This is a genomic window from Nitratidesulfovibrio termitidis HI1, from assembly GCF_000504305.1.
Lineage (GTDB): Bacteria > Desulfobacterota > Desulfovibrionia > Desulfovibrionales > Desulfovibrionaceae > Cupidesulfovibrio > Cupidesulfovibrio termitidis.
This window is the reverse complement of the sequence record NZ_KI632512.1, coordinates 1,846,804-1,870,214: the sequence shown is the minus strand read 5'-3', so window position 1 is coordinate 1,870,214 and position 23,411 is coordinate 1,846,804. Positions and strand designations below refer to the sequence as shown.

Annotated in this window: 17 protein-coding genes, 5 tRNA genes and 1 pseudogene; 2 read left to right on the top strand and 21 right to left on the bottom strand. The window is 63.9% G+C overall.

Annotated features, from left to right (window positions below; all coding sequences use genetic code 11):
- Window positions 1–9: 9 nt before the first annotated feature.
- Window positions 10–678: a DUF4390 domain-containing protein gene (locus DESTE_RS07660; RefSeq protein ID WP_051384369.1), complete on the bottom strand. Its 669-nt coding sequence runs from the start codon at window positions 676–678 to the stop codon at window positions 10–12.
- A 571-nt stretch (window positions 679–1,249) separates the two neighbouring features.
- On the opposite strand from DESTE_RS07660, the gene DESTE_RS17170 reads away from it, so the two are divergent.
- Entirely contained in the window at window positions 1,250–1,636 is a 387-nt protein-coding gene (locus tag DESTE_RS17170; protein WP_051384368.1) for a helix-turn-helix domain-containing protein, read from the top strand.
- Window positions 1,637–2,995: 1,359 nt separating this feature from the next.
- On the opposite strand, the gene rpoC is transcribed toward DESTE_RS17170, so the two are convergent.
- From rpoC to DESTE_RS18685, 19 genes and pseudogenes are all read right to left on the bottom strand, one after another.
- Window positions 2,996–7,153 carry a DNA-directed RNA polymerase subunit beta' gene (gene rpoC / locus DESTE_RS07650; protein WP_035066578.1) on the bottom strand — a complete coding sequence of 1,386 codons (4,158 nt, stop codon included), beginning with the start codon at window positions 7,151–7,153 and terminating at the stop codon, window positions 2,996–2,998.
- 121 nt (window positions 7,154–7,274) lie between these two features.
- A complete protein-coding gene (rpoB, locus tag DESTE_RS07645) occupies window positions 7,275–11,393 on the bottom strand; it encodes a DNA-directed RNA polymerase subunit beta (protein ID WP_035066576.1) in 4,119 nt (1,372 codons plus the stop codon).
- 690 nt (window positions 11,394–12,083) lie between these two features.
- Entirely contained in the window at window positions 12,084–12,467 is a 384-nt protein-coding gene (gene rplL, locus DESTE_RS07640) for a 50S ribosomal protein L7/L12 (RefSeq protein ID WP_035066574.1), read from the bottom strand.
- A 51-nt stretch (window positions 12,468–12,518) separates the two neighbouring features.
- Entirely contained in the window at window positions 12,519–13,040 is a 522-nt protein-coding gene (rplJ, locus tag DESTE_RS07635) for a 50S ribosomal protein L10 (RefSeq protein ID WP_035066572.1), read from the bottom strand.
- Between the two features lie 184 nt (window positions 13,041–13,224).
- Complete coding sequence (gene rplA / locus DESTE_RS07630; RefSeq protein WP_035066571.1) at window positions 13,225–13,932, bottom strand: 50S ribosomal protein L1; 708 nt, start codon at window positions 13,930–13,932, stop codon at window positions 13,225–13,227.
- Between the two features lie 139 nt (window positions 13,933–14,071).
- On the bottom strand, window positions 14,072–14,494 hold the full coding sequence (rplK, locus tag DESTE_RS07625; RefSeq protein WP_007523977.1) for a 50S ribosomal protein L11: 423 nt from the start codon (window positions 14,492–14,494) through the stop codon (window positions 14,072–14,074).
- A 64-nt stretch (window positions 14,495–14,558) separates the two neighbouring features.
- On the bottom strand, window positions 14,559–15,113 hold the full coding sequence (nusG, locus tag DESTE_RS07620) for a transcription termination/antitermination protein NusG (protein WP_012612580.1): 555 nt from the start codon (window positions 15,111–15,113) through the stop codon (window positions 14,559–14,561).
- Between the two features lie 11 nt (window positions 15,114–15,124).
- Window positions 15,125–15,376, bottom strand: coding sequence for a preprotein translocase subunit SecE (secE, locus tag DESTE_RS07615; RefSeq protein WP_012612579.1), 252 nt, complete (start codon window positions 15,374–15,376; stop codon window positions 15,125–15,127).
- A 156-nt stretch (window positions 15,377–15,532) separates the two neighbouring features.
- A tRNA-Trp gene (locus tag DESTE_RS07610) sits at window positions 15,533–15,609 on the bottom strand.
- Window positions 15,610–15,623: 14 nt separating this feature from the next.
- Window positions 15,624–15,773 carry a 50S ribosomal protein L33 gene (gene rpmG, locus DESTE_RS07605; RefSeq protein ID WP_035066568.1) on the bottom strand — a complete coding sequence of 50 codons (150 nt, stop codon included), beginning with the start codon at window positions 15,771–15,773 and terminating at the stop codon, window positions 15,624–15,626.
- A 3-nt stretch (window positions 15,774–15,776) separates the two neighbouring features.
- Window positions 15,777–16,970, bottom strand: a complete 1,194-nt coding sequence (tuf, locus tag DESTE_RS07600) for an elongation factor Tu (RefSeq protein ID WP_012612578.1) — start codon at window positions 16,968–16,970, stop codon at window positions 15,777–15,779.
- Window positions 16,971–17,023: 53 nt separating this feature from the next.
- Window positions 17,024–17,099, bottom strand: a tRNA-Thr gene (locus DESTE_RS07595).
- Window positions 17,100–17,132: 33 nt separating this feature from the next.
- Window positions 17,133–17,209 (bottom strand) — tRNA-Gly (locus DESTE_RS07590).
- A gap of 85 nt (window positions 17,210–17,294) precedes the next feature.
- Window positions 17,295–17,380 (bottom strand) — tRNA-Tyr (locus DESTE_RS07585).
- Between the two features lie 4 nt (window positions 17,381–17,384).
- Window positions 17,385–17,460 (bottom strand) — tRNA-Thr (locus DESTE_RS07580).
- A gap of 740 nt (window positions 17,461–18,200) precedes the next feature.
- The gene (lpxC, locus tag DESTE_RS07575; protein WP_035066565.1) at window positions 18,201–19,151 is read right to left on the bottom strand and encodes a UDP-3-O-acyl-N-acetylglucosamine deacetylase; all 951 of its coding nucleotides are present in this window, start codon (window positions 19,149–19,151) and stop codon (window positions 18,201–18,203) included.
- Window positions 19,152–19,422: 271 nt separating this feature from the next.
- The gene (locus DESTE_RS07570; protein WP_245590773.1) at window positions 19,423–20,565 is read right to left on the bottom strand and encodes a N5-glutamine methyltransferase family protein; all 1,143 of its coding nucleotides are present in this window, start codon (window positions 20,563–20,565) and stop codon (window positions 19,423–19,425) included.
- On the bottom strand, window positions 20,565–21,122 hold the full coding sequence (locus DESTE_RS18365) for a LysR substrate-binding domain-containing protein (RefSeq protein WP_245590772.1): 558 nt from the start codon (window positions 21,120–21,122) through the stop codon (window positions 20,565–20,567). The genes DESTE_RS07570 and DESTE_RS18365 overlap by 1 nt, the downstream gene beginning before the upstream one ends.
- Before the next feature lie 174 nt (window positions 21,123–21,296).
- Window positions 21,297–21,434, bottom strand: a pseudogene (locus DESTE_RS18685) (LysR family transcriptional regulator); the annotation flags it as partial.
- A gap of 106 nt (window positions 21,435–21,540) precedes the next feature.
- On the opposite strand from DESTE_RS18685, the gene DESTE_RS07560 reads away from it, so the two are divergent.
- Complete coding sequence (locus DESTE_RS07560) at window positions 21,541–22,176, top strand: LysE family translocator (RefSeq protein ID WP_084559402.1); 636 nt, start codon at window positions 21,541–21,543, stop codon at window positions 22,174–22,176.
- A 160-nt stretch (window positions 22,177–22,336) separates the two neighbouring features.
- Here DESTE_RS07560 and prfA read toward each other — a convergent pair whose 3' ends face one another.
- Entirely contained in the window at window positions 22,337–23,410 is a 1,074-nt protein-coding gene (prfA, locus tag DESTE_RS07555) for a peptide chain release factor 1 (protein WP_035066560.1), read from the bottom strand.
- Between the last annotated feature and the right edge of the window lies 1 nt (window position 23,411).

The following is a 23,411-nucleotide window of genomic DNA, read 5'->3' as shown; positions in this document are numbered from 1 at the left end:
GGCGGGGGGTCAGTAGGTGAAGTCCTGCGTGAAGGTCGCGTCGGGCACGACTTCCCAGGACCAGAAGAACAGGGTGCGCGAAAGCCAGGGCGGCACGTCGGTGTGGCGCAGGGACAGGGCCAGCGAAACCCGGTGCGGTTCGCCCTTTTCCAGCCCGGCAATGGGGGCCAGCGGCAGCACCAGGCGCTTCCAGGTGCCCTCCAGCAGACGGCCAAGGTTCTTGTCACGCCAGGGAGCCTCACGGCCTTCAAGGCGCAGTTCGAACTCGCGGGTCAGGGTGTCGTGCCGCAGCACGCAGGCAAAGGTCTTTTCTGCCAGGGTCACGTCGGGCAGCACGCCCCGGCGGCGGGTGAGCGTGGCCGTGCCGCGCAGTTCCATTTCGGCGCCGTCCTTCAGCAGGTCGCGCAGGCCGTCGGGGTCGTCGACGCCAACGCCCAGGCGCAGCACCAGGGTGCCGTCGCGGGTTTCGATGGCGAAGGTGTCGAGCACGAACTGGCGGGGGGGCGCGGCCTGCGCCGGGGTGGCGGCTGGCAGCAGGAACAGGGTAAGCAGTGCGAGCAGGAGAAGAGGGGAGGCAAGGCCGTTGACGAAGGACAGGGCGCGCACGCCAAAAGGCCGGACCGATGCGGGCCGGTGCGGCTGTGAGGAGGGACGGCGAAGCTGGGAGTGCGGCGGCATTGAATGTCCTTGTCGTGGATGCCCGCTCAAGGCACCACGTTTTCGCACAGCCGGGCAATGATGGCAAGACGGTGACGGGGGGTGGGTGGGGGGAGAAGGGGGTATCCCCCTTGGGCGCTCCCCTGAACATGTCCCCCCTCCGACATCCCGCCTGACATGTAGGAGTTCAGACTTGATCTGACATCCTGCCGGGCATCCCACCTGACGCGTTCCCTTCCTTTTTCTTCCTTTTCGCCGTCGCGGCCATATCTCCCAACGGCTCCGGGCACTTGACGCCGCCCGTCCGGGTGCCGCATAGTGCGGGCGGGTGTACGTAGCACCTTTATCCACAGGCGGTCCGCCGCCGACACTGCGGGGTTGTGCATGCGCAAGCAGGCACGACCGTCTTCACGCACGCGTGTCGGGAGTGCGGAGAATACAATACCCCGCAAGGGGGAATAATCCCACCGTCCTGTGGCGGCTACGAGCTCCCGGCAATTGCTCTTCCGGGAATCCTTTGCGGCCGGGCGTCCGTTCCTTCGGGCGTTCCGTGCTCCGGGCAGTTGCCAACCGCGCAATGCCGGAGCGTGCCATGAGCGAGATTCCTTCCTTTTACGGGCCAGATGCCAGGGCGCAGCTGGCCCGTATCTTTGAGGCCACCGGGTGCCGGACGCTGGCCGCGCTGGCGGAACTGCTGGGCCTCAGGCTGTCCGCCATCGTCGAGGCCGGAAAGCACGGTCGTATCCCGGCGGACTGGCTGATACGGCTGTCGCGGCTGGGCATCAATACCTACTGGATCGTCACCGGCCTTGGGCCCGTCTTCGCCGAGCATGCGCCCGTCGCAAGGGAGAACGATGCCGAGGCCCGCCGACGGCCCGATGCCGGCGTCGTCCTGCGCGACATGCTGCGCTGCGTGCCCACGCAGGACCTGACCGAGGAACTGGACAGGCGGAAGGGGGGGCGCCGTCCGGGGGGGTGAAGGGGATGGGATATGTTGTGCCTTGTTGCATCCGGCTTCTACGAAGACAGTCCTGCCCCTTTGACCACGCGCGATTTCGTTATGCCTCCGGCGGGGTGATGAAAGGCTGCCGCGCGGTTGGCTGCGGCCTCTACGAATACACGTCAGCCACCAAGTCCACGCTCGATCTCGTTATGCCTCCGGCGGGCAAGGGGCCGCAGAGCGGCGGCCCCTTGCATCCCCGCGCTCCAGGGGGGCTTCGCCACCCCTGGACCCCCTACGTTTCATGCGCGGTGTCCCTTCGGCGGCAGCTTCCCTCCGGCGCTGGGCGCCTCCGGGTGATCTGCCGCCGGTGACGCCAATGCGCACATGACTCCCGCAGGCATGGTGGAGCTTGGGTGCCCTGACCGTACGTTTTCCTGCGCCGCGTTCCTTTCACCGTCAACTACCCTGCGGCGCTGGCGCGCCTTGGGTGATTTGGCGGTGGGAACGCGAATACGCGCGTTGCTCCCGCTGGCATGGCTGAGCGAGGGTGCCTTTACCCATACCCCCGTTGCGACGCATGTGCCGCCGTCAAAGCCCGGCGTCACACGCTTCTACGCGCGGCACATTTTCGGTGAACATAATGGAGGACTGTTCCCGATGCTCGGCCTGCGCGCTGGCGCGAACAGCAAACCACCATTGTCAGTTGCTCCCTTGAGCAACGCGCCACATCAGACGCGACCATCGTGCGGCGATACGCAGCCGCAGCCGGAGATCGCTGCCGAGGCTTTGCGAGGCGGAAGCTCCGGCGTCGCGGATGCGCGCCGCAACGGGGGCGAGGGTAGCGGCTGTCTCGTGGGGTATTGGCTGCGAGAGCCTTCGTGCGCACATCGCATTCCGCCGGGCAGATCGCCCGGAGGCGCTCCAGCGCCGGAGGGAAGCTGCCCGGTACAGGAATGCGGTGCAGGATGGGTGGGGATAGAGCTCCCGAGCCATGGCGGGGCGGCGAGAGAATTGCGCACATCGCGTTCCCGTCGGCAGATCGCCCGAAGGCGCTTTGGCCGAGGGAAGCTGCCGACGAAAGGAATGCGGTGCAGGACGAACTTGGGGGGACCAGGACTTCAGCCGTTAGGCGAGCGCGAAGCGCGAGTCTTACGGATGAAGATAGCAGCGCGGGCAGCGCCCCCCGGAGCGCGGGGATGCAAGGGGCCATCGCTCAATGGCCCCTTGCCCGCCGGAGGCATAACGAAATCGACCGGTATCAACAGGGCAGGACTGTCTGCGTAGAGGCCGTCTCCAAGAGCGCATGCCCCTTCCCCTCACCATGGCGCCACAAGAAAAGGGCCCCCGCCCGAAAGCGGAGGCCCTGTCTTCTCTTACTCTTGGCGCAAGCCCTGCCTAGAAGATGTCCACCAGCAGCGGATTGTCTTCCAGGTCTTCCAGGAACTTGTCCGGGCGTTCCTTCTGTTCCGGCACCGAGATGTCGGAGTGCACGTACTCGCGGTAGCCGGTCCCGGCGGGGATCAGGCGACCCACGATGACGTTTTCCTTCAGGCCGCGCAGGTAGTCCATCTTGCCACGCAGGGACGCTTCGGTGAGCACCTTGGTGGTTTCCTGGAACGACGCCGCCGAGATGAACGACGAGGTGGTCAGCGAAGCCTGGGTGATGCCGAGCACCAGCGGCTCGGCCGTGGCCGGGGTGCGGCCTTCGCCCATGGCGCGGGAGTTTTCCTGACGGAATTCGCCCTTGTCCACCTGTTCGCCCACCAGGAAGCTGGTGCCGCCCGGATCGAGCACGGTGATCTTGCGCAGCATCTGGCGCACGATGACTTCGATGTGCTTGTCGTCGATACCCACGCCCTGGAAGCGGTACACTTCCTGGATTTCGTCCACCAGGTAGCGGGCCAGGAACTTCTCGCCCTTGGTGCGCAGGATGTCGTGCAGTTCCGGATGACCTTCGGTCAGGAGTTCACCGGCTTCCACGAAGTCGCCGTCGGAAACGGTGATGTGCTTGCCCTTGGGCACCAGGTATTCCTTGGCCTCGCCCGTTTCGGGGGTGACCACCAGCTTGCGCTTGCCCTTGGTTTCACCGGCGAAGGTGACCGTGCCGTCGATTTCGGAAACAACGGCCATGTCTTTGGGCTTGCGCACTTCGAACAGCTCGGCCACGCGGGGAAGACCACCCACGATGTCCTTGGTCTTGGACGATTCACGCGGCTTGCGCGCGATGATGTCGCCGGCCTGAACTTCCTGACCGGCCTTCACCATGATCAGCGCGCCGACGGGCAGCGAATACGTGGCGGGCAGGTTGCCGCTGCGTATCTTGGGGTCGCCGTTCTCGTCGCAGATGGAGATGGACGGGCGGTAGTTGGTGGTGCGGTATTCGATGATCGACTGCGTGGTCATGCGCGTCGCGTCGTCCATCTTTTCCTGGTAGGTCTTGCCCTCGACGATGTCGGTGAACTTGACCGTACCTTCCACTTCCGAGACGAACGGTTCGTTGAACGGGTCCCATTCGGCAAGGACGACGCCCTTCTTGATCTCGCTGCCGTCGGCGACGTTCAGGCGGGAACCGTTGGGCAGGATGTACTTTTCGCGTTCGCGGCCCTGGTCGTCCACGATGGCGATCTGGCCGCTCTTGCCAAGGATCATCATCTGGCCGTCGCGGTTGCGCACGGCTTTCACGCGCGACAGGATCACGCGGCCCGGATGCTGCGACACGATGCTGGAACGTTCGATTTCGCGCGACGCGGTGCCGCCGATGTGGAACGTGCGCATGGTGAGCTGGGTGCCCGGTTCGCCGATGGACTGGGCGGCGATGATGCCCACGGTCTCGCCGATGTTGACGAGGTGGCCGCGTGCAAGGTCGCGCCCGTAGCAACGGGCGCACACGCCGCGTTCGCTCTGGCAGGTCAGGGCAGAACGGATGGTCACCGTGCTGATGCCCGTGGCTTCCAGGGTCTGGGCCACGTCTTCGTCGATCAGGGTGTTTTCGTCGAACAGCAGTTCGCGGGTTTCCGGATCGAACACGGGGTACAACAGCACGCGGCCCAGCACGCGGTCGGCCAGACGCACCTTGATGTCGCCACCCTTGACGAAATGGCCGATCTCGATGCCGTCCACGGTGCCGCAGTCAAGCTCGCTGACGATGACGTCCTGCACCACGTCCACCAGGCGGCGGGTAAGGTAACCCGAGTTCGCCGTCTTCAGCGCGGTGTCGGCAAGGCCCTTTCGCGCGCCGTGCGTGGAGTTGAAGTACTGCAGCACGTCGAGGCCTTCGCGGAAGCTCGAGGTGATGGGCGTTTCGATGATTTCGCCCGAAGGCTTGGCCATCAGGCCGCGCATGCCCGCAAGCTGGCGCATCTGGTCCTGGTTGCCTCGCGCGCCCGAGGTGGACATCATGAAGATCGGGTTGAAGCTGCTGTTCACTTCCTGCTTCCCGGTCTTGGCGTCCACGAGGATGTCGTGCGAGATTTCCTTGATCATCTCGTTGGAGATGTCCTGGGTGGCCTTGGTCCAGACGTCCACCACCTTGTTGTACTTTTCGGTACGGGTGATGATGCCGTCGCGGTACTGGCGCTCGATGTCGTCCACCTCGTTCTGCGAGGCCTCGAGCATCCCCTTCTTCTTGGACGGGATGCGCAGGTCTTTCACGCCGATGGTGATGCCCGCGCGCGTTGCGTATTCGTAGCCCACGTCCTTCAGGCGGTCGCACAGGATGACGGCGGCCTTGGTGCCCGCGTCACGGTAGGCGGCGCCCACCAGCCGGGCGATGTTCTTCTTGGTCAGGGTGCAGTTGACGAACTCGAAGTCCACGCCCTTGGGCAGCACTTCCCAGACCAGGATGCGGCCGGGGGTGGTGTCCACGGTCTTGCCGTCCTCCATGCGCACCTTGACGCGCGCATGCAGCGAGACGGAGCCGGAATCGTACGCCGCCACCACTTCCCACGGGGCGCAGAAGGCCATGCCTTCGCCCTTTTCGAACGAACGCTCCACGGTCATGTAGTACAGCCCGAGGACGATGTCCTGCGAGGGCACGATGACCGGCGAACCGTTGGCCGGGGAAAGGATGTTGTTGGTGCTCATCATGAGCACGCGGCATTCGATCTGCGCTTCGACCGAAAGGGGCACGTGCACGGCCATCTGGTCACCGTCGAAGTCGGCGTTGTAGGCCGAGCAGACAAGCGGGTGCAGCTGGATGGCCTTGCCTTCGACCAGCAGCGGTTCGAAGGCCTGGATGCCCAGACGGTGCAGGGTGGGGGCGCGGTTGAGCAGGATGGGGTACTCGCGCACCACCTCTTCCAGGATGTCCCACACCACCAGTTCCTCGCGCTCCACCATCTTCTTGGCGCTCTTGATGGTGGAGGCCAGGCCTCTCTTTTCGAGCTCGGAATAGATGAAGGGCTTGAACAGTTCCAGCGCCATCTTCTTGGGCAGGCCGCACTGGTGCAATTTCAGCTTGGGGCCCACCACGATGACCGAACGGCCGGAGTAGTCGACGCGCTTGCCCAAGAGGTTCTGGCGGAACCGGCCCTGCTTGCCCTTGATCATGTCCGACAGCGACTTCAGCGGGCGGCCGTTGGTGCCGGTGATGGCGCGGCCACGGCGACCGTTGTCGAACAGGGCGTCAACGGCTTCCTGCAACATGCGCTTTTCGTTGCGGATGATGATGTCGGGCGCGCCCAGTTCCATCAGCCGCTTGAGGCGGTTGTTGCGGTTGATGACGCGGCGGTACAGGTCGTTCAGGTCGGACGTGGCGAAGCGGCCGCCGTCCAGCGGAACCAGGGGGCGCAGTTCGGGCGGAATGACGGGGATGACTTCCATCACCATCCACTCCGGCTTGTTGGCCGACTCCAGGAACGCTTCGACGATCTTCAGGCGCTTGGTAAGCTTCTTCTTCTTGGTCTGCGACTTGGTGGCCTGCGATTCTTCGCGCAGCATGGCGCGCAGTTCCTCGAGGTTCAGTTCCTCAAGCAGGCTGCGCACGGCTTCGGCGCCCATGCCCACGACAAGGGCGTCCTCGCCGTAGTGGTCGATGACCTGAAGGTACTGGTCCTCGGAGATGACCTGCATCTTGGCGAGGTTGGTGCTGCCCGGATCGAGCACGATGTACGAGTCGAAGTACAGCACCTTCTCGAGGTCGGCCATGGTCATGTCGAGCAGGGTGCCGATCTTCGAGGGCAGGGTCTTCAGGAACCAGATGTGCGCGACGGGCGCGGCCAGTTCGATGTGGCCCATGCGTTCGCGGCGCACCTTGGAGGCGATGACCTCGACTCCGCACTTTTCGCACACGATGCCACGGTGCTTCATGCGCTTGTACTTGCCGCAGTTGCACTCGTAGTCCTTCACCGGCCCGAAGATCTTGGCGCAGAACAGGCCGTCCCGCTCGGGCTTGAAGGTGCGGTAGTTGATGGTCTCGGGCTTCTTCACTTCGCCGTACGACCATTCCCGGATGCTTTCCGGCGCGGCGATGGAGATCTGGATCGCCTTCAGGTTGCGGATGTTCGCGACGTTGGCCGACGAGCCCCGGACGGTGAACAGATCGTCTAAGGTCATATCGTGTCCCTACCCGAAAAGGTGGTTTGCGGGCCTTTGCGTGCCCCGGCGTGCGCGCGCGTACCGGGCGGCGCCGCATGTGCCCGGCGGACTTCCGTCCGCCGGGCTTGAATGCATATTCCTACAGCGCGTTCATGAAGCCGACACGCTTCGGGCGCTTCTTGCCTTCTTCCTGGTGCAGCGTGACGTCGAGGCCCAGCGACATGAGTTCCTTGACGAGCACGTTGAACGATTCGGGCAGACCGGCTTCCAGGAAGTTGTCGCCCTTCACGATCTTCTCGTACATCTTCACGCGGCCGGTCACGTCGTCCGACTTCACGGTCAGGAATTCCTGCAGCAGGTAGGCCGCGCCGTACGCTTCCAGCGCCCACACTTCCATTTCGCCCAGCCGCTGGCCGCCGAACTGGGCCTTGCCGCCCAGCGGCTGCTGGGTCACCAGCGAGTAGGGGCCGGTGGAGCGGGCGTGGATCTTTTCGTCGACCAGGTGGTGGAGCTTGAGCATGTACATGACGCCGGTGGTGACGCGGTTGTGGAACCGTTCGCCGGTACGGCCGTCGTACAGCACGGTCTTGCCGTCATCGTCGATGTTGGCGCGTACCAGCCACGACCAGATTTCCTCTTCCGCCGCACCGTCGAACACGGGGGTCTTGGTCACGATGCCGCGGCCCAGCTTGGCCACGGAAGCGCGGAAGTCCTCGTCGTCCATGGAATCGACCAGCGAGTTGATGGCGGCGGAATCGAACGCCCGCTTCACCTCGTTGCGCAGCGCCTTCAGCGGGTCGTTGCGCTCCAGCATTTCGGCGAGCTGACGGCCCATTTCCTTGGCGGCCCACCCGAGGTGGGTTCCCATGATCTGGCCGATGTTCATACGCGAAGGCACGCCAAGGGGGTTCAGCACGATGTCCACCGGGCGACCGTCCGCGAAGAACGGCATGTCCTCGGCGGGCAGGATGCAGGAGACGACACCCTTGTTCCCGTGACGACCGGCCATTTTGTCACCCACCGAAAGCTTACGCTTCACGGCGATGTAGACCTTGACCATCTTGATGACGCCGGGGGGCAGGTCGTCCCCTTCGGTCACCTTGCCGCGCTTGGACTCGTAGATGTTGCTGATGAACTGCACCTGCTGGTCATAGCTTTCCAGCAGGGCGTCCACGGCGTCGTTGACCTCGCGGTTCTTGAACAGGCCCGCGAACTTCTTCAGGGGCACGTCGGCCAGCATCTCGGCGGTGACGGAGGCGCCGGCCTCGGCGATGACCTCGCCCTTTTTCTTGCCCGCCAGGGTGGTGGCAAGCTGCTTGCCTTCCACCACGGCCATCAGCTTCACGCGGGTGGCGTCGCCAAGGCCGCGGATGTGATCCTGTTCCTTGCGGTCCAGGCGGCCCAGTTCGTATTCCTCGATCAGGCGGGCGCGCTCGTCCTTTTCACCGGAGCGGCGGTTGAACACCTTGACCTCGATGACGGTGCCCTCGATGCCCGGGGGCACCTTGAGCGAGGTGTTCTTCACGTCGCGGGCCTTGTCGCCGAAGATGGCGCGCAGCAGCTTTTCTTCCGGGGTCAGCTGGGTTTCGCCCTTGGGGGTGATCTTGCCGACGAGGATGTCGTCCGGCTTCACGTTGGCCCCGATGCGAATGATGCCGCTGCCGTCCAGGTTGCGGAGCATGTCCTCGCCCACGTTGGGAATGTCGCGGGTGATTTCTTCCGGTCCCAGCTTGGTGTCGCGCGCGACGACCTCGAACTCTTCGATGTGCACCGAGGTGAAGGTGTCTTCCTTCACGGTGCGCTCGGAGATGAGGATGGAGTCTTCGAAGTTGTAACCGCACCAGGGCATGAACGCGACAACCAGGTTCTTGCCCAGGGCCAGTTCGCCGTCCTCGATGCCGGGGCCGTCGGCCAGGATGTCGCCCTTGACGACGATCTGGCCGGGGTGGCAGGTGGGCTTCTGGCCGAAGCAGGAGTTCTGGTTGGACTTGTGGAACTTCTGCAGGTCATAGGCGCGCACGCCGCCCCGTTCGGGGTACAGGCCGTTCTCGTAGCTGACGATGATGCGGTCGGCGTCGGCGTAGCGCACGATGCCGGGACCTTCGGCGATGATGCACGCGCCGGAGTCCTGGGCCACCGGGCCTTCCATGCCCGTGCCCACGATGGGCTTCTCGCACTGCAGCAGCGGCACGGCCTGGCGCTGCATGTTCGAACCCATGAGCGCGCGGTTGGCGTCGTCGTGTTCCAGGAACGGGATCAGCGCGGCCGAGATGGACACCATCTGGCTGGGCGAAACGTCCATCAGGGTCACTTCCTCGCGGGGCGACATGAGCACGTCGCCCTTCACGCGGGTGGTGACGTAGTCGTCGGCCAGCTTGCCTTCGGCGTCGAAGGGCGCGTTGGCCTGGGCGATGACTTCGCCGTGCTCGCGCGAGGCGTCGAGGTAGACCACCTCACCGGTCATCCCGGTGTCGCGGATGACGTGGTACGGCGTCTCGATGAAGCCGTAGTCGTTCACCTTGGCGTAGGTGGTCAGCGACACGATGAGGCCGATGTTCGGGCCTTCCGGCGTTTCGATGGGGCAGATGCGGCCGTAGTGCGAGGTGTGCACGTCGCGCACTTCGAAGCCCGCGCGTTCGCGGGTCAGGCCGCCGGGGCCCAGGGCGGACAGGCGGCGCTTGTGCGTCACTTCCGACAGGGCGTTGGTCTGGTCCATGAACTGCGAAAGCTGCGAGGTGCCGAAGAATTCCTTCAGCACGGCGGCCACCGGCTTCGGGTTGATCAGGTCGTGCGGCATGAGCGTGGAGACTTCCTGCAGGCTCATGCGTTCCTTGATCGCCCGTTCCATGCGCACGAGGCCGATGCGGTACTGGTTTTCCACCAGTTCGCCCACGGGGCGCACGCGGCGGTTGCCCAGATGGTCGATGTCGTCGGCCGGGCCGTGGCTGTCCTTCAGGTGCAGCAGCACGCGGATGGCGGTCAGGATGTCCTCGTCGGTCAGCACGCGCAGTTCCAGCGACTGGTCAAGGCCAAGGCGCTGGTTCAGCTTGTAGCGGCCCACGGGGGAGAGGTCGTAGTAGTCCGGGCTGCGGAACAGGTTGTCGAAGAAGCTTTCCGCGATTTCGGGCGTGGGCGGCGACGAGGGGCGCAGGCGGCGGTAGATTTCCACCTGGGCGGCTTCCTTGTCGGCGGTCTTGTCCAGCACCAGGGTGTCGCGCAGGGAAGAAGAAGTGTCCACGCCCTTGGTGTGCAGGATGGGCAGGCGGTCGATGCCCGCTTCGCGCAGGCGTTCCTGCACGCCGGGGGTCACTTCGTCGGCAGCTTCGGCCAGCACTTCGCCGGTGGCCGGGTTCACCACGTCTTCGGCCAGGAACAGGCCATCCAGGGTGTCGGCGGCCACTTCGATGGCTTCAAGGCCTGCTTCGCAGATCTGGCGCCAGGCGCGCTTGGTGATGGGCTTGCCCGCCTTGACGAACACGGTGCCGTCGGCGCCCGCGATGTCGGCAAAGGCCGAATCCTTGCGGAACATGTCCTTCTGCACTTCCCAGAACACGCGACCGTCGGCGGAAATGCGGTAGAACTCCTTCTTGTAGAAGTAGTCCAGGATGTCCGTCTTGGTCATGCCCATGGCCTTGAACAGGATGGTGGCGGGCATTTTGCGGCGGCGGTCGATGCGGACGTACAGGATGTCCTTGTGGTCGAAGTCGAAGTCGAGCCACGAGCCGCGCATGGGAATGACGCGGCAGGAGTACAGCACCTTGCGGCTCGAATGGGTCTTGCCCGAATCGTGCTCGAAGATGATGCCCGGCGAACGCTGCAACTGGTTGACGATGACACGCTCGGTGCCGTTGATGATGAAGGTGCCCTTCTCGGTCATCAGCGGCAGGGTGCCGAAATAGATGTCCTGTTCCTTGATGTCGCGGATGGTGCGGTTGCCGGAATCGTCGTCGACGTCGTACACCACGAGCCGCACCTTGATGCGGATGGGCGCTTCGTAGGTGAGGCCCTTCGAGATGCATTCCGCCTGGTCGAACTTGGGCTCGCCGATGTCGTAGCTGACGTATTCGAGGCTGGCGGTGCGGTTGAAGTCCTCGATGGGGAACACGGACCGGAAGACCCCTTCAAGCCCCTCGTCGGTCTTGCGCTCGGCAAGGCCTTCCTGAAGGAACTTGATGTACGAGTCCACCTGAAGGTTCAGGAGGTGCGGAATGCCGAGCGATACGGGAATCTTGCCGAACTTTTTCGTGAGTTGGCCCATGGTTTCACCTCAGAAAGACGGTTTTCCGGCGGGGCTCTCAGCGCGAGAGGCCGAACGACCCGTGGGGGTCGGATGGAGCGGACGCGTGCACGGCACGCTGGCAGCGGTACCGGTGGCAGGGCCATGGTACCGCAGTTCGGGGGCAGCGGGCGCGTGATGCGTGGCTGCCGGGGCGAAGCGACAACGAAAGGCGGCCGCGTGAAGGGGGGTACCCTTCAACGCCGTACCGCGGACAAGGCAAAGCGGACGCGCGACAAGAGCGACGCGCCCACCGGAAAGGCTGTCGGTTCGGGGGGTAGAAAAGAGGGGTGCAGCGTACAACGTACCGCCCGGGTCAGGAGCTGGATTGGTGCGAAGTAAGTTCGACCAAATTGCAAGAATAGTCGTTTCGGAAAAATTATGCAAGTCCGTGCGGCTTGCCACATACTCGCTTCCGATCCAACCTGGCATCCCCAAGGGGGGGGCGGCCAGTTCTGCCTGTTCCGCCTGTCCGTATGTTCCGTTCGTCCCGTTTCATCCCGCCCCGTGAAGACCTCGCCCACCTGCATCTGGCCGGTATTCCGGTATGCTTTGGCGCGTGGCCGCCACCCGAAATGCCAATTTGCCGTACGGGGCGACAAAGCAGAAGAAGCGCGGGCGATGAACTCGCCCGCGCCATTCCGATCGCCTGTGCGGCGCAGCGAACCGAGTCTACTTGATTTCGACTTCGGCGCCGGCTTCCACCAGCTGCTTCTTGGCTTCTTCGGCTTCTTCCTTGGAAACGGCTTCCTTCAGGGTGGAGGGAGCGCCGTCAACCTTGTCCTTGGCTTCCTTCAGGCCAAGGCCGGTCAGGGCGCGCACAACCTTGATGACGCCGATCTTGTTGGCGCCAGCGGCCTTCAGGATAACGTCGAATTCGGTCTTTTCTTCTTCGGCCGGGGCGGCTTCAGCGGGGCCGGCGGCAACCATGGCCATGGCCGGAGCGGCGGCGGACACGCCGAACTTTTCTTCAAGTTCCTTGATGAACTCGGAAAGTTCGAGGACGGTCATGTTGGCGATGAATTCGACGACCTGTTCCTTGGTGATGCTGGACATGATTTGCTCCTTTCGGGTGTCTTTGGCGTAAGGGGTTGGGCTCGGTGTCGCCTAGGCGGCGGCCTTCTTCTCTTCAATGCCCTTCAGGGCGTAGAGAAGGCCACGGATGATGTTGGCGAACAGCGAAACGAAGTTGGTGGGCACGGCGTTCATCGTGCCAAGAGCGCGCGCGATCAGTTCGGGCTTGCTGGGCAGCTTGGCAAGGTCGGCGACCTGGTCACCGGAAAGAAACTTGCCTTCAAGGCTGCCGTGGCGCACCGTGAAGATCTTGCTCGTCTTGGCAAAGTCGGTAACCGCCTTTGCCACCGCGACGGGATCTGCGAACCCAAGGGCGACGGCGCAGTTCTCTTTGAACACGTCCTTGATGACGTCATGCGCTCCGTCGGTAAAGGCGATCCGTGCCAGGGTGTTCTTCACGACGTGGTATTCCGCGCCGTTTTCACGAAGCTTCACTCTGAGACGGGTCAGCTCTTCCACCGACATACCCTTGAAGTCGGTCACGACCGCGATGGAAGCGCCTTCAGCACGAGCCTTGAGCTGCTCGATGATGGCTGCTTTCTCGGACCTGTTCACGTGACTCTCCTCAGGTTCGGGTGTGTCTGGGTGGAAATGCCGAGCCAAAGACACTGTGGTCTCGGCAGGACTTAATGCAAGGGCGGAGAACCCGTGCTGCCTGCTTTCTTCGACTCGTATTTCCGGGCCTGTAGCCGGTAAAGGCCCGACTGCGAACAGTCGGGCCAAATATCACCGAAGGGGTTTAGCCTTCGAGGAACTTCTTGATGGTGGTCGGGTCGACCTTGAAACCGGGGCCCATGGTGGTGGAAACCGCCATGGCCTTCATGTAGGTGCCCTTGGCCGTGGCGGGCTTCAGGCGGTTCACGGTATCAAGCAGCGACTTCAGGTTGTCCAGGATCTTTTCGGGACCGAAGGACACCTTGCCGAGCGGGGCATGCAGCACGCCGGCCTTGTCGACCTTGAATTCCACGCGACCAGCCTTGGTTTCCTTCACCGCGGTGGCCACGTCGAAGGTAACGGTGCCGGTCTTGGCGTTGGGCATCAGGCCACGGGGGCCGAGCACGCGACCGATCTGGCCGACCAGGGCCATGACGTCGGGGGTGGCGATGGCCTTGTCGAAGTCCAGCCAGCCTTCCTTGATCTTGGCGACCAGTTCTTCGGCACCGGCAAAGTCGGCGCCGGCGGCCTTGGCTTCGGCTTCCTTGTCGCCCTTGCAGAACACCGCCACGCGCACGGTCTTGCCGAGGCCATGGGGCAGGGTGACGGCGCCGCGCACCATCTGGTCGGAGTACTTGGGATCGACGCCGAGGCAGATGGCCACGTCGACGGTTTCGTCGAACTTGGCGAACGAAGCCCCAAGGGACTTGGCCACCGCGTCTTCAAGCGTGAGGATTTCGGCGATGTCGCGTCCTTCAGTCGCCGAACGATATTTCTTGCCGTGCTTGGGCATTGTACCCACCTTTTCCTTTTGCTGACGTTCGCAATCTCCTGCCGCCATGGTCACGCTTTCTCACGATGGAGACATGCGCCCCGGCTTGGCCGGGAAGGCCGACATTGTCGGCGGACGGCAGTGCAACTGATCCGAAACGCTACTTGATTTCGATGCCCATGCTCCGGGCGGTGCCCAGAACGGAGCGGGTGGCCGCATCGAGATCCTTGGCGGTGAGGTCGGGCAGCTTCAGCTTCGCGATCTCTTCAACCTGCGCCATGCTCACCGACCCGACCTTGTTCCGGTTGGGTTCGCCAGAGCCCTTTTCGAGCTTGGCGGCCTTCAGCAGCAGCACGGAAGCGGGCGGGGTCTTGGTGATGAACGTGAAGGAACGGTCGGAGTAGACGGTGATCACCACGGGGGTGATCATGCCCTTCTGCTCCATGGTCTTCGCGTTGAAAGTCTTGCAGAATTCCATGATGTTCAGCCCGTGCTGGCCGAGCGCGGGACCGACCGGCGGGGAAGGGTTGGCCGCCCCGGCCGGAATCTGCAGCTTGATCTTGGCAACTTCTTTCTTAGCCATTGTTCTGTCCCTCTATGGGCGGCGCGGGCCGCGATGGTTACCGCGCTAAATCATCGAAAGGGGGCTAGCCCTTGGAAACCTGGACGAAGTCCAGCTCGACCGGGGTCTGTCTGCCGAAGATGGAGACCGACACCCTGAGTTTGCCCTTGTCGTAGTTGACGTCCTCGACGACGCCATTGAAGCCGCCGAAAGGCCCGTCTATGACGCGAACCTCGTCCCCGCGCTCGAAGTTGAACTTCGGACGGGGCTGCTCCTGCCGTGATTCCATCATGGTCAGGATGCGTTCCGCTTCGCTGTCACGCATGGGGGTCGGACGGTTCTTGCCGCCGACGAATCCGGTAACCTTGGGTATGGACTGGACGAGGTGCCACGAGAAATCCGTCATGGCCATCTTGACCATGACGTACCCGGGGTAGAACTTCCGCGTGGAGGTCCGCTTCTCGCCCTTGACGAGCTCGATGACCTTCTCGGTGGGCACCACGACCTCTTCGATGAGCCCCTGCGCCTGACCGGTACGGATCATCTCGCGTATGGTCTGTTCGACACGCTGCTCGAAGCCCGAGTAGGTATGGACGATGAACCAGCGGGCCTTGGCTGTCGTGGGAATCGATTCGGTCATTTCGGTGTCCATCACGAGAGGATGTATTCGACGAGCTTGGTCAGCCCAAGGTCCACGACACCGAGGAACAGGGACATGACGAAAACGAGAACGAGCACGGCGATGCCCGTTGCCGTGGTTTCCTTGCGCGTGGGCCAGGTGACCTTGCGCAGTTCGCCCTTGGCTTCCTCGAAGTAGTCCCTGAGCTGGGTGATCTTGTCACCGATGCCGTTGCCGGAATCGGCGGGGGTCGCCTCGGGCGCGTTCTGCTGCTTTTTCGCCATGGTCGCCTCTGGAGCCATTTCGACTGGTCGACTTGCCATCGTTCGGGGGGGACCGGCCCGCCCGGCGGGCGAACCATGCGGTTCGCCGGGCCGGGCGGAAAGGTGCCGTGGGGCGCCTTGGCACGTTGCCGTGCACTGTCCCGCTAGGAAAGGAGATGGCAGGGCAGGAGGGATTCGAACCCCCAACATCCGGTTTTGGAGACCGGCGCTCTAGCCGTTAGAGCTACTGCCCTGCACTATGAGGATACTACTTGGTTTCGCGGTGGAGCGTGTGCTTCTTGTCCCAGGGACAATACTTCTTCAGCTCGATGCGTCCGGTAGTATTCTTCTTGTTCTTGACGGTCGCGTAATTGCGGCGCTTGCACTCGGTGCAGGCGAGCAGGAGATTGACGCGCATCGTTTACTCCAGGATTTCGGAGACCACGCCCGCGCCAACGGTGCGGCCGCCTTCGCGGATGGCGAAGCGCAGGCCCTGCTCCATGGCGATGGGGGCAATCAGTTCCACGGTGAAGGTGGAGTTGTCGCCGGGCATGACCATTTCGACGCCGTCAGCCAGCGCGATGATGCCGGTGATGTCCGTGGTACGGAAGTAGAACTGCGGACGGTAGCCCGAGAAGAACGGGGTGTGACGGCCGCCTTCTTCCTTGGACAGAACGTACACTTCGGCCTTGAACTTGCGGTGCGGCTTGATGGACTTGGGAGCGGCAAGAACCTGGCCGCGTTCCACGTCTTCACGCTTGATGCCGCGCAGCAGGGCGCCGATGTTGTCGCCAGCCTGGCCCTGATCGAGCAGCTTGCGGAACATTTCGACGCCGGTGCAGGTCGACTTGACGGTGTCCTTGATGCCGACGATTTCGACTTCTTCGCCGACCTTGATGATGCCGCGTTCCACACGACCGGTCACCACGGTGCCGCGGCCGGAGATGGAGAACACGTCTTCGATGGGCATCAGGAAGGGCTTGTCGATGTCGCGCTGCGGTTCAGGAATGTAGCTGTCGCAGGCGTCGAGCAGGGCCACGACCGGAGCGGCGTCGGCGGAGTTGGGATCGTCGGTTTCAAGGGCCTTCAGGGCCGAACCGCGGATCACCGGAATGTCGTCGCCGGGGAAGCCGTAGAGGGAGAGCAGTTCGCGAACTTCGAGTTCCACGAGTTCGAGCAGCTCTTCGTCGTCAACCATGTCGCACTTGTTCAGGAACACCACCAGGTAGGGCACGCCGACCTGACGGGCGAGCAGGATGTGCTCACGGGTCTGGGGCATGGGACCGTCGGTGGCGGCGACCACCAGGATACCGCCGTCCATCTGGGCGGCGCCGGTGATCATGTTCTTGATGTAGTCGGCGTGGCCGGGGCAGTCCACGTGGGCGTAGTGGCGGGTGGCGGTTTCGTATTCGACGTGGGCGGTGGCGATGGTGATGCCACGTTCCTTTTCTTCGGGAGCCTTGTCGATTTCGTCGAACGCCACGAACTTGCCGTTGCCGCGCAGACCGGCCACCTTGGTGATGGCGGCGGTCAGAGTGGTTTTGCCGTGGTCAATGTGGCCGATGGTGCCGATGTTGACATGCGGCTTCTTGCGTTCAAATTTTTCCTTACCCATAGGTGTTCTCCCTGGCGTGGTTTTCTTCTTGCGTTAATCGTTAGGCACGGAAATGGAGCCCACAATGAGACTTGAACTCATGACCTCTTCCTTACCAAGGAAGTGCTCTACCGCCTGAGCTATGTGGGCCGATTGCTTGCTTGAGGAGAACCCGGGCTAGGATGGAGCGGGAAACGAGACTCGAACTCGCAACCCTCAGCTTGGAAGGCTGATGCTCTAGCCACTTGAGCTATTCCCGCACGTCAGGCAGACTGCCGTACTTCCAGGAAGCCGTAGTTCTCCGACAGGCCTTCCTGTCTCCTACAGCCAAGATAGCTTGTCAAGTGGTGGAGGGGGGTGGATTTGAACCACCGAAGTCTTACGACGACAGATTTACAGTCTGTTCCCTTTGGCCACTCGGGAACCCCTCCACTGTGGAGCTGGCGATGGGACTCGAACCCGCAACCGGCTGATTACAAATCAGCTGCTCTGCCAGTTGAGCTACGCCAGCCAACGAGAAAGGCCTTCTACCCGCTCCCCCGGGAAAAGGCAAGGGGGAAAGGCGGAGGAAAGCGCGTTTTTTTGTGCATTGAGTGACGGATTGGCGTCCGGCGCGGTTTTGCGGGGAAAAATTTGTGGGCATTGGCCGCAAGGTGCGGCGCGTGTGGGCTCATGCGGAGTGCCCTGCATGGGTTCGACCGGTGCCGCCTCGGCCTGTCGACGCATGCACGCCTGTCTGACCGGATGGCCCGCCGCGGTGGGCACGTTGGCCAGATCGAGCCAGACGTGCAAGGCCGGTCCGGTCTGGTCCGGTCTGGACACGGAACAGGGCGGATGGGGCCTATTGGCGTCGACATGACAGCTCGGTCCGTGTCGGGGGTGTCGCCGTATGCGGAAGCATGGTGTCGCCGCGCTGTCCAATCATTATAATAAGCGCGTATCCGACAGCGCATCTCGTGTGGCCCAGACCTTGGCTTGCCCGTGCATCCGGTTGTCCAGGGCAACCCTGCTGCGGGCGCGTACTTGCCGGTTTGTCCGGTTTGTCCGGTCTGGCCGGTTCGACCGCTCTGTCCGGTCTGGCCTGTCTGGCCGGTATGCCGGCAGGTCTGGTATGCCGGCAGGTCTGGTATGCCGGGGATCTGGTTCGGCCGCGTTTGGCGCACCGTCGTGGCGCAAACGCTCTCCGTCGCGCACAATGAAAAGGGCCGCCCGAAGGCGGCCCGGAAAGGCAATGGACGGGGCAGCGAAAGGCTAGGCCGTTGCGGGGTGCCCCACATGCGCGGGCGCATGGGCCGGGGCAACGGCGGGACGGCGGGCTGCCCGCTCGGCGGCGGGTTCGTCCAGCGTCACTTCCTGCAGGTAGATGTCCGCATTTTCGGTCAGCACGCGCAGAAAGGCGTTGTTCAGGGCGTGGCCGGAGCAGTTCACGATGAAGTGCCCCTGCAACGGGGTGCCCAGCATGGCCATGTCGCCGATGAAATCCAGGATTTTGTGGCGCACGAATTCGTCGGGAAAGCGCAGGCCGTCGTCGTTGAGCACGGCGTAGTCGTCGAGCACCACGGCGTTGTCCAGCGAGCCGCCAAGGGCCAGGCCCTTGCTGTGCATGTACTCCACCTCGCGCAGGAAGCCGAAGGTGCGCGCCTTGGCCACTTCGGCGAAGGTGCGGGGGGTTACCTCCAGGCTCATGTGCTGCACGCCGATGAGCGGATGGGCGAAGTCGATGGTGTAGTCCACGCGAAAGCCGTCGTAGGGCAGGGCGCGGATGGACTTGCCGTCGCTCTCGTGGCTGATGGGCTTGGCGATGCGCAGCACGCGGCGGGCGCGCGACTGGGTGCGGATGCCCGCATTGCGCAGCAGCATGACGAAGGAAGCGGCGCTGCCGTCCATGATGGGCACTTCGCCGCCCTGCACCTCGATGATCAGGTTGTCGATCTCGAGGCCGCGGATGGCGGCAAGCAGATGCTCCACGGTGGCCACCGAGGCGTCATGCCCGTTGCCGGACACGCCGAGGGTGGTGGCCAGGCCGGTGGCGACCACCGACTGGGGATTGGGGGCCACGCGGCGGACGCCCTGAGCGGTATGGATATCGAACACGATGCCGGTGTCTTCCGGGGCGGGACGCATGGTCAGGTGGACCATCTTGCCGCCGTGCAGGCCGACGCCCGAGCAATCGATGTTTTTCTTGATGGTGGTCTGGTTCATAACCCCTCCGCTGGCGTTAGAGCATGAACCGTGCCAAAATCTAGACTTTTGCAATATGCTGAAAATGCGAGGAATCGTTGTCAGGGGCGACGCGCGGAGGTGTGTGTTTCACGCACTTGTGTGGCTTTTGCGCATCAGCCGCCGTGGTGCGGAAACCACACATTCCGGTGGCGTTCGCGTGACACGGCGTTCCTTCGCAGGGGGCATCGCCGCCGCGTGTTCGCGCGCGCGTGCATCGCCGTCCTGCACTGCCGGGGTATGTGCCCCGTCACTACCCTTGTGCGCGCCGGGCCACCACGTACCGGTCCAGCCCGGCCAGGTCGCGTCGGATGTCCACCTGGGCCCAGAGCCGGGGGTACGGCAGGAACAGGTCGGCCACGGACTGCCCCTGCGCGCAGCCGAACTCCATCAGGAACAGACCGCCGGGGCGAAGTACCCGGCTGGCCTCGGCCACCAGCACCCGAGCATGCCCCAGTCCGTCCGCCCGGCCCCGTGCGGCGGCGGCATCGTCCACCCCTTCGCCCGTGCAGGGCACAAGGGCGGAACGCGCCTCGCGGTCGCGCACTTCCGGCGTCAGCCCTGCATGTTCGGCCTCAGTGACGTAGGGGGGGTTGGATATCAGCAGGTCCAGCGCACCGTCGCGGAACAGGGGGCGGGTGAAGTCCGCCAGCACCGGCTGGCAACGGCGGAAGGCTTTCCGGCGTGCGGCGTCTTGTGCGTCCCGTGGGGCCAGGTCGGGATGTGTTGCGGCAGGCCCCATCGTCCCGCCAAGATGCGTCACGATGTTGCGAGCGGTCACGGCCAGCGCGTCCGGCGAAATGTCGCAGGCCACGCCGTGCAGGTCATCCCGCTCGGCGCACAGGGTCACGGCGATGCACCCCGTGCCGGTGCCGCAGTCGGCAAGGCGCGCCCCGCGCGGGGCCAGCGAAAGGGCGGTCTCCACCAGCAGTTCCGTTTCGGGCCGGGGAATCAGCGTGGCCGGGGTGACCAGAAAGTCGCGGCCATAGAATTCCCGTTCGCCCAGGATGTGCGCCGTGGGTTCTCCTGCAGCGCGGCGGTCCAGCAGGGTGGCGATGTGTGTCAGCGCGTCTTGCGGCACCGGTTCGGCGGGGTGCAGTGCCAGACGCAGCAGCAGATCCTGCCGGGGCAGGTCAAGCGCCCGCGCCACGAGCAGTTCTGCCGTGAGGCGTGGGGCGTCGCCGCGTACCGAGGGCGACGGGCTGGCCGCCAGATGTGCGGCGGCGGCCCGCACCACTGCCCGCAGGCCCTGCGGCGCGGCGGCGGACAACGGGACGAGGGCGGCGCGGGCGGCAGCCGTGTCCGGTCCGACAGTATCGGGGAGAGTCGTGGGGCGATGGTCACTCATGGGGCCGAGCAGTAGCGCAGCCGGGGGCGCGCCGCAAGCGGTGGGCATCAATCCTGTGGCAAGGCCAGCTCCACTGCGAGCCATTCCGTGAAGTTGGCGGTGAACCCGTATTCGTCGCCGGTGGGCGGGCAAAGCACCACATACTCCATGGGGGTGGTGGAGAAACCGTATGGGGCGACCAGTAGGCCCCGCGCGATATCGTCGCGCACCAGCGGTTCCGGCCCCATGGCCAGGCCCATGCCCGCCGTGGCCGCCTGAAGGCTGAAGTAGAAATGATCGAAGAATTGTTCGGTGTCGGCGAGCAGGGCGACGCCGGAAAGGGCCCGCCAGTCGGCCCAGGCTTGCGGACGCGTTCTGGTGTGCAGCAGGCGCGCAGGCCGGTTGGCGTTGTCGCTCCAATAGCCGGGCGAGCACACCGGCCCGATGCGCTCCTTCCCCAGGGAGCGACAGGCGTACCCGCGCGGCCAGGTGAAATCGGATCGGCGTATGGCCAAATGCACCCCTTGCGCCGAAAGGTCGATGGGGCCGCCTGCCGTGGACAGTTGCACGTCAACGCGCGGGGCGATGCGCCCGAAGGCCTCAAGGCGGGGCATCAGCCAGCGCATGGCCAGGGTTGGCTCGCATGAAACGGAGAGTCTGTGTCGGGTCTGTTCCGTCAGCAGGCGCTCGCACGTCTTTTCCAGTTGTTCCAGCAAGGTGTTGGTCTGTTCGGCGAACACCCGTCCCCTTTCGGTAAGGCGGAGCCCCCTGTTGGAGCGGTGGAACAAATCAAACTGGAAGAACTCCTCAAGTTGTTTCACGGATTTGCTGACCGCGCCGGGCGTCAGGTTGAGCGCATGCCCGGCGGCGGTGAAGTTGCCATGTCGCGCGGCGGCGCGGAATGCAACCAGCGGGGCGAGGGGTGGGAGCTTCTGCATGTGTTGCCCATACTTTCTTTCATGGCAAAAGTGAATTTATTTCGTTTTTCTGTCGAAAAATACGGGGATATCTAGTGTGTTAATAAAATTCGCATGAGGTATCACCATGAATGATTCAATGATCATGAACCTGTCGATCGTGGCGGGGGTAACGGTGGCTGCAGTGATCAGCCCAGGCCCGGACTTCGCCATGATCGTGCGCAGCGGGATGCGGCACGGGCGCAAGGCCGGGGTAGCCACGGCGTTCGGCATTTCCTGCGGCGCAACCGTGCATGCCGCCTATGCGCTGCTGGGGCTTGGGTACATCGTGGCGCATCACGCATGGGTGCTGGATGCGATACGCTATGCCGGGGCGGTGTACCTGTGCTGGCTGGGCGGCATGTCGCTGCTCGCACGAAAAACTGGCGTGGGCTCGCCAGTGGGGGGGGCGACAAACGAGGGGCATGGGAACACATGGCGCTCCTTCTCCGAGGGCTTTTTGTGCAACATAATGAATCCCAAGGCCATGCTGTTCTTTGTGGTGCTGTTTACACAGGTGGTTGACGCGGCAATGCCGCGCCTTGCGCTGGCTGGCGTGGGGGCGTTTGTGGCCTTGGCGCACTTTGCGTGGTTTGCAGTGGTCGTGTTCTGGCTGACGGAACCGCGTTTCATGCGTGTCTTCACTGTTTGGCGGAGCGCCGTCGAGCGGGGCGTGGGGGCGTGCCTGGTTGCGTTCGGGCTGCGTCTGGCGCTGGGGGGATAGGTCGTGGCGATGATGCCCGCGTCCGGCCCTGTGGCGCTGTATATCAGGGCGGGCGGTCTTTCGGCATCAGACCTGCGGACATGAAAAATGAAGACGGCCCGCCGCTTGCGCGACGGGCCGTCCTCGTATGCACTCTTTTCCGTGTCCCCGTCTCGGTGGCCTACTGCACGTCGGCCTGCGCCTTCAGCGCCTCGGTCTGGGCATGGGTGGACAGGGCGTCGAACAGGGTTTGCGCCTCGCCTTCCATCACCCGGTCCAGCGAGTACAGGGTGAGGTTGATGCGGTGGTCGGTTACCCGGCCCTGTGGAAAGTTGTAGGTACGGATGCGTTCCGACCGGTCGCCGGAACCCACCTGCGAGCGGCGGTCGGCGGCCACCTCGTTGTGCTGGCGGTCCTGCTCGGCCTGCAGCAGGCGCGAGGCCAGCACCTTCATGGCCTTGGCCTTGTTCTTGTGCTGCGACTTTTCGTCCTGGCACGACACCACGATGCCCGAAGGAATGTGGGTGATGCGCACCGCCGATTCGGTCTTGTTGACGTGCTGACCGCCCGCGCCTGACGCGCGGAACACGTCGATGCGGATGTCGTCCGTGCGGATTTCCACGTCCACTTCCTCGGCCTCGGGCAAAATGGCCACGGTGGCGGCGGAAGTGTGGATGCGGCCCTGCGATTCGGTGGCGGGCACGCGCTGCACGCGGTGGGTGCCCGATTCGAACTTCAGGCGGCTGTACACCTTGTCCCCGACGATAAGGGCGATGATTTCCTTGTAGCCGCCGGTGTCCGATTCGTTGGCGCTGAGGATTTCCACCTTCCAGCCCCGGATTTCGGCGTAGCGGGAATACATGCGGAACATATCCGCCGCGAACAGGGCGGCTTCTTCGCCGCCGGTGCCCGCGCGGATTTCCACGATGGTGTTCTTCTCGTCCAGCGGGTCCTTGGGCAGCAGCAGCAGTTGCAGTTCCTGCTCGATCTCGGGAATGGCCGTCTCGAGGGATTTGGCTTCTTCGTGGGCCATGGACCGGATTTCCGGATCGGCATCGTCCAGCAGTTCCTTGTTGTCGGCAAGGTTCTGGCGCAGTTCCTTGTAGCGGCGGAACACGTCCACCACTTCCTTGAGGTCGGCGTGGGCCTTGGTGAGCTTGCGGTAGCGGTCCTGGTCGTTGAAGACCTCGGACGAGGCAAGCTGCTGCTCCAGGTCTTCGAAGCGGCGTTCCAGGTTTTCGAGCTTGGCGAACATC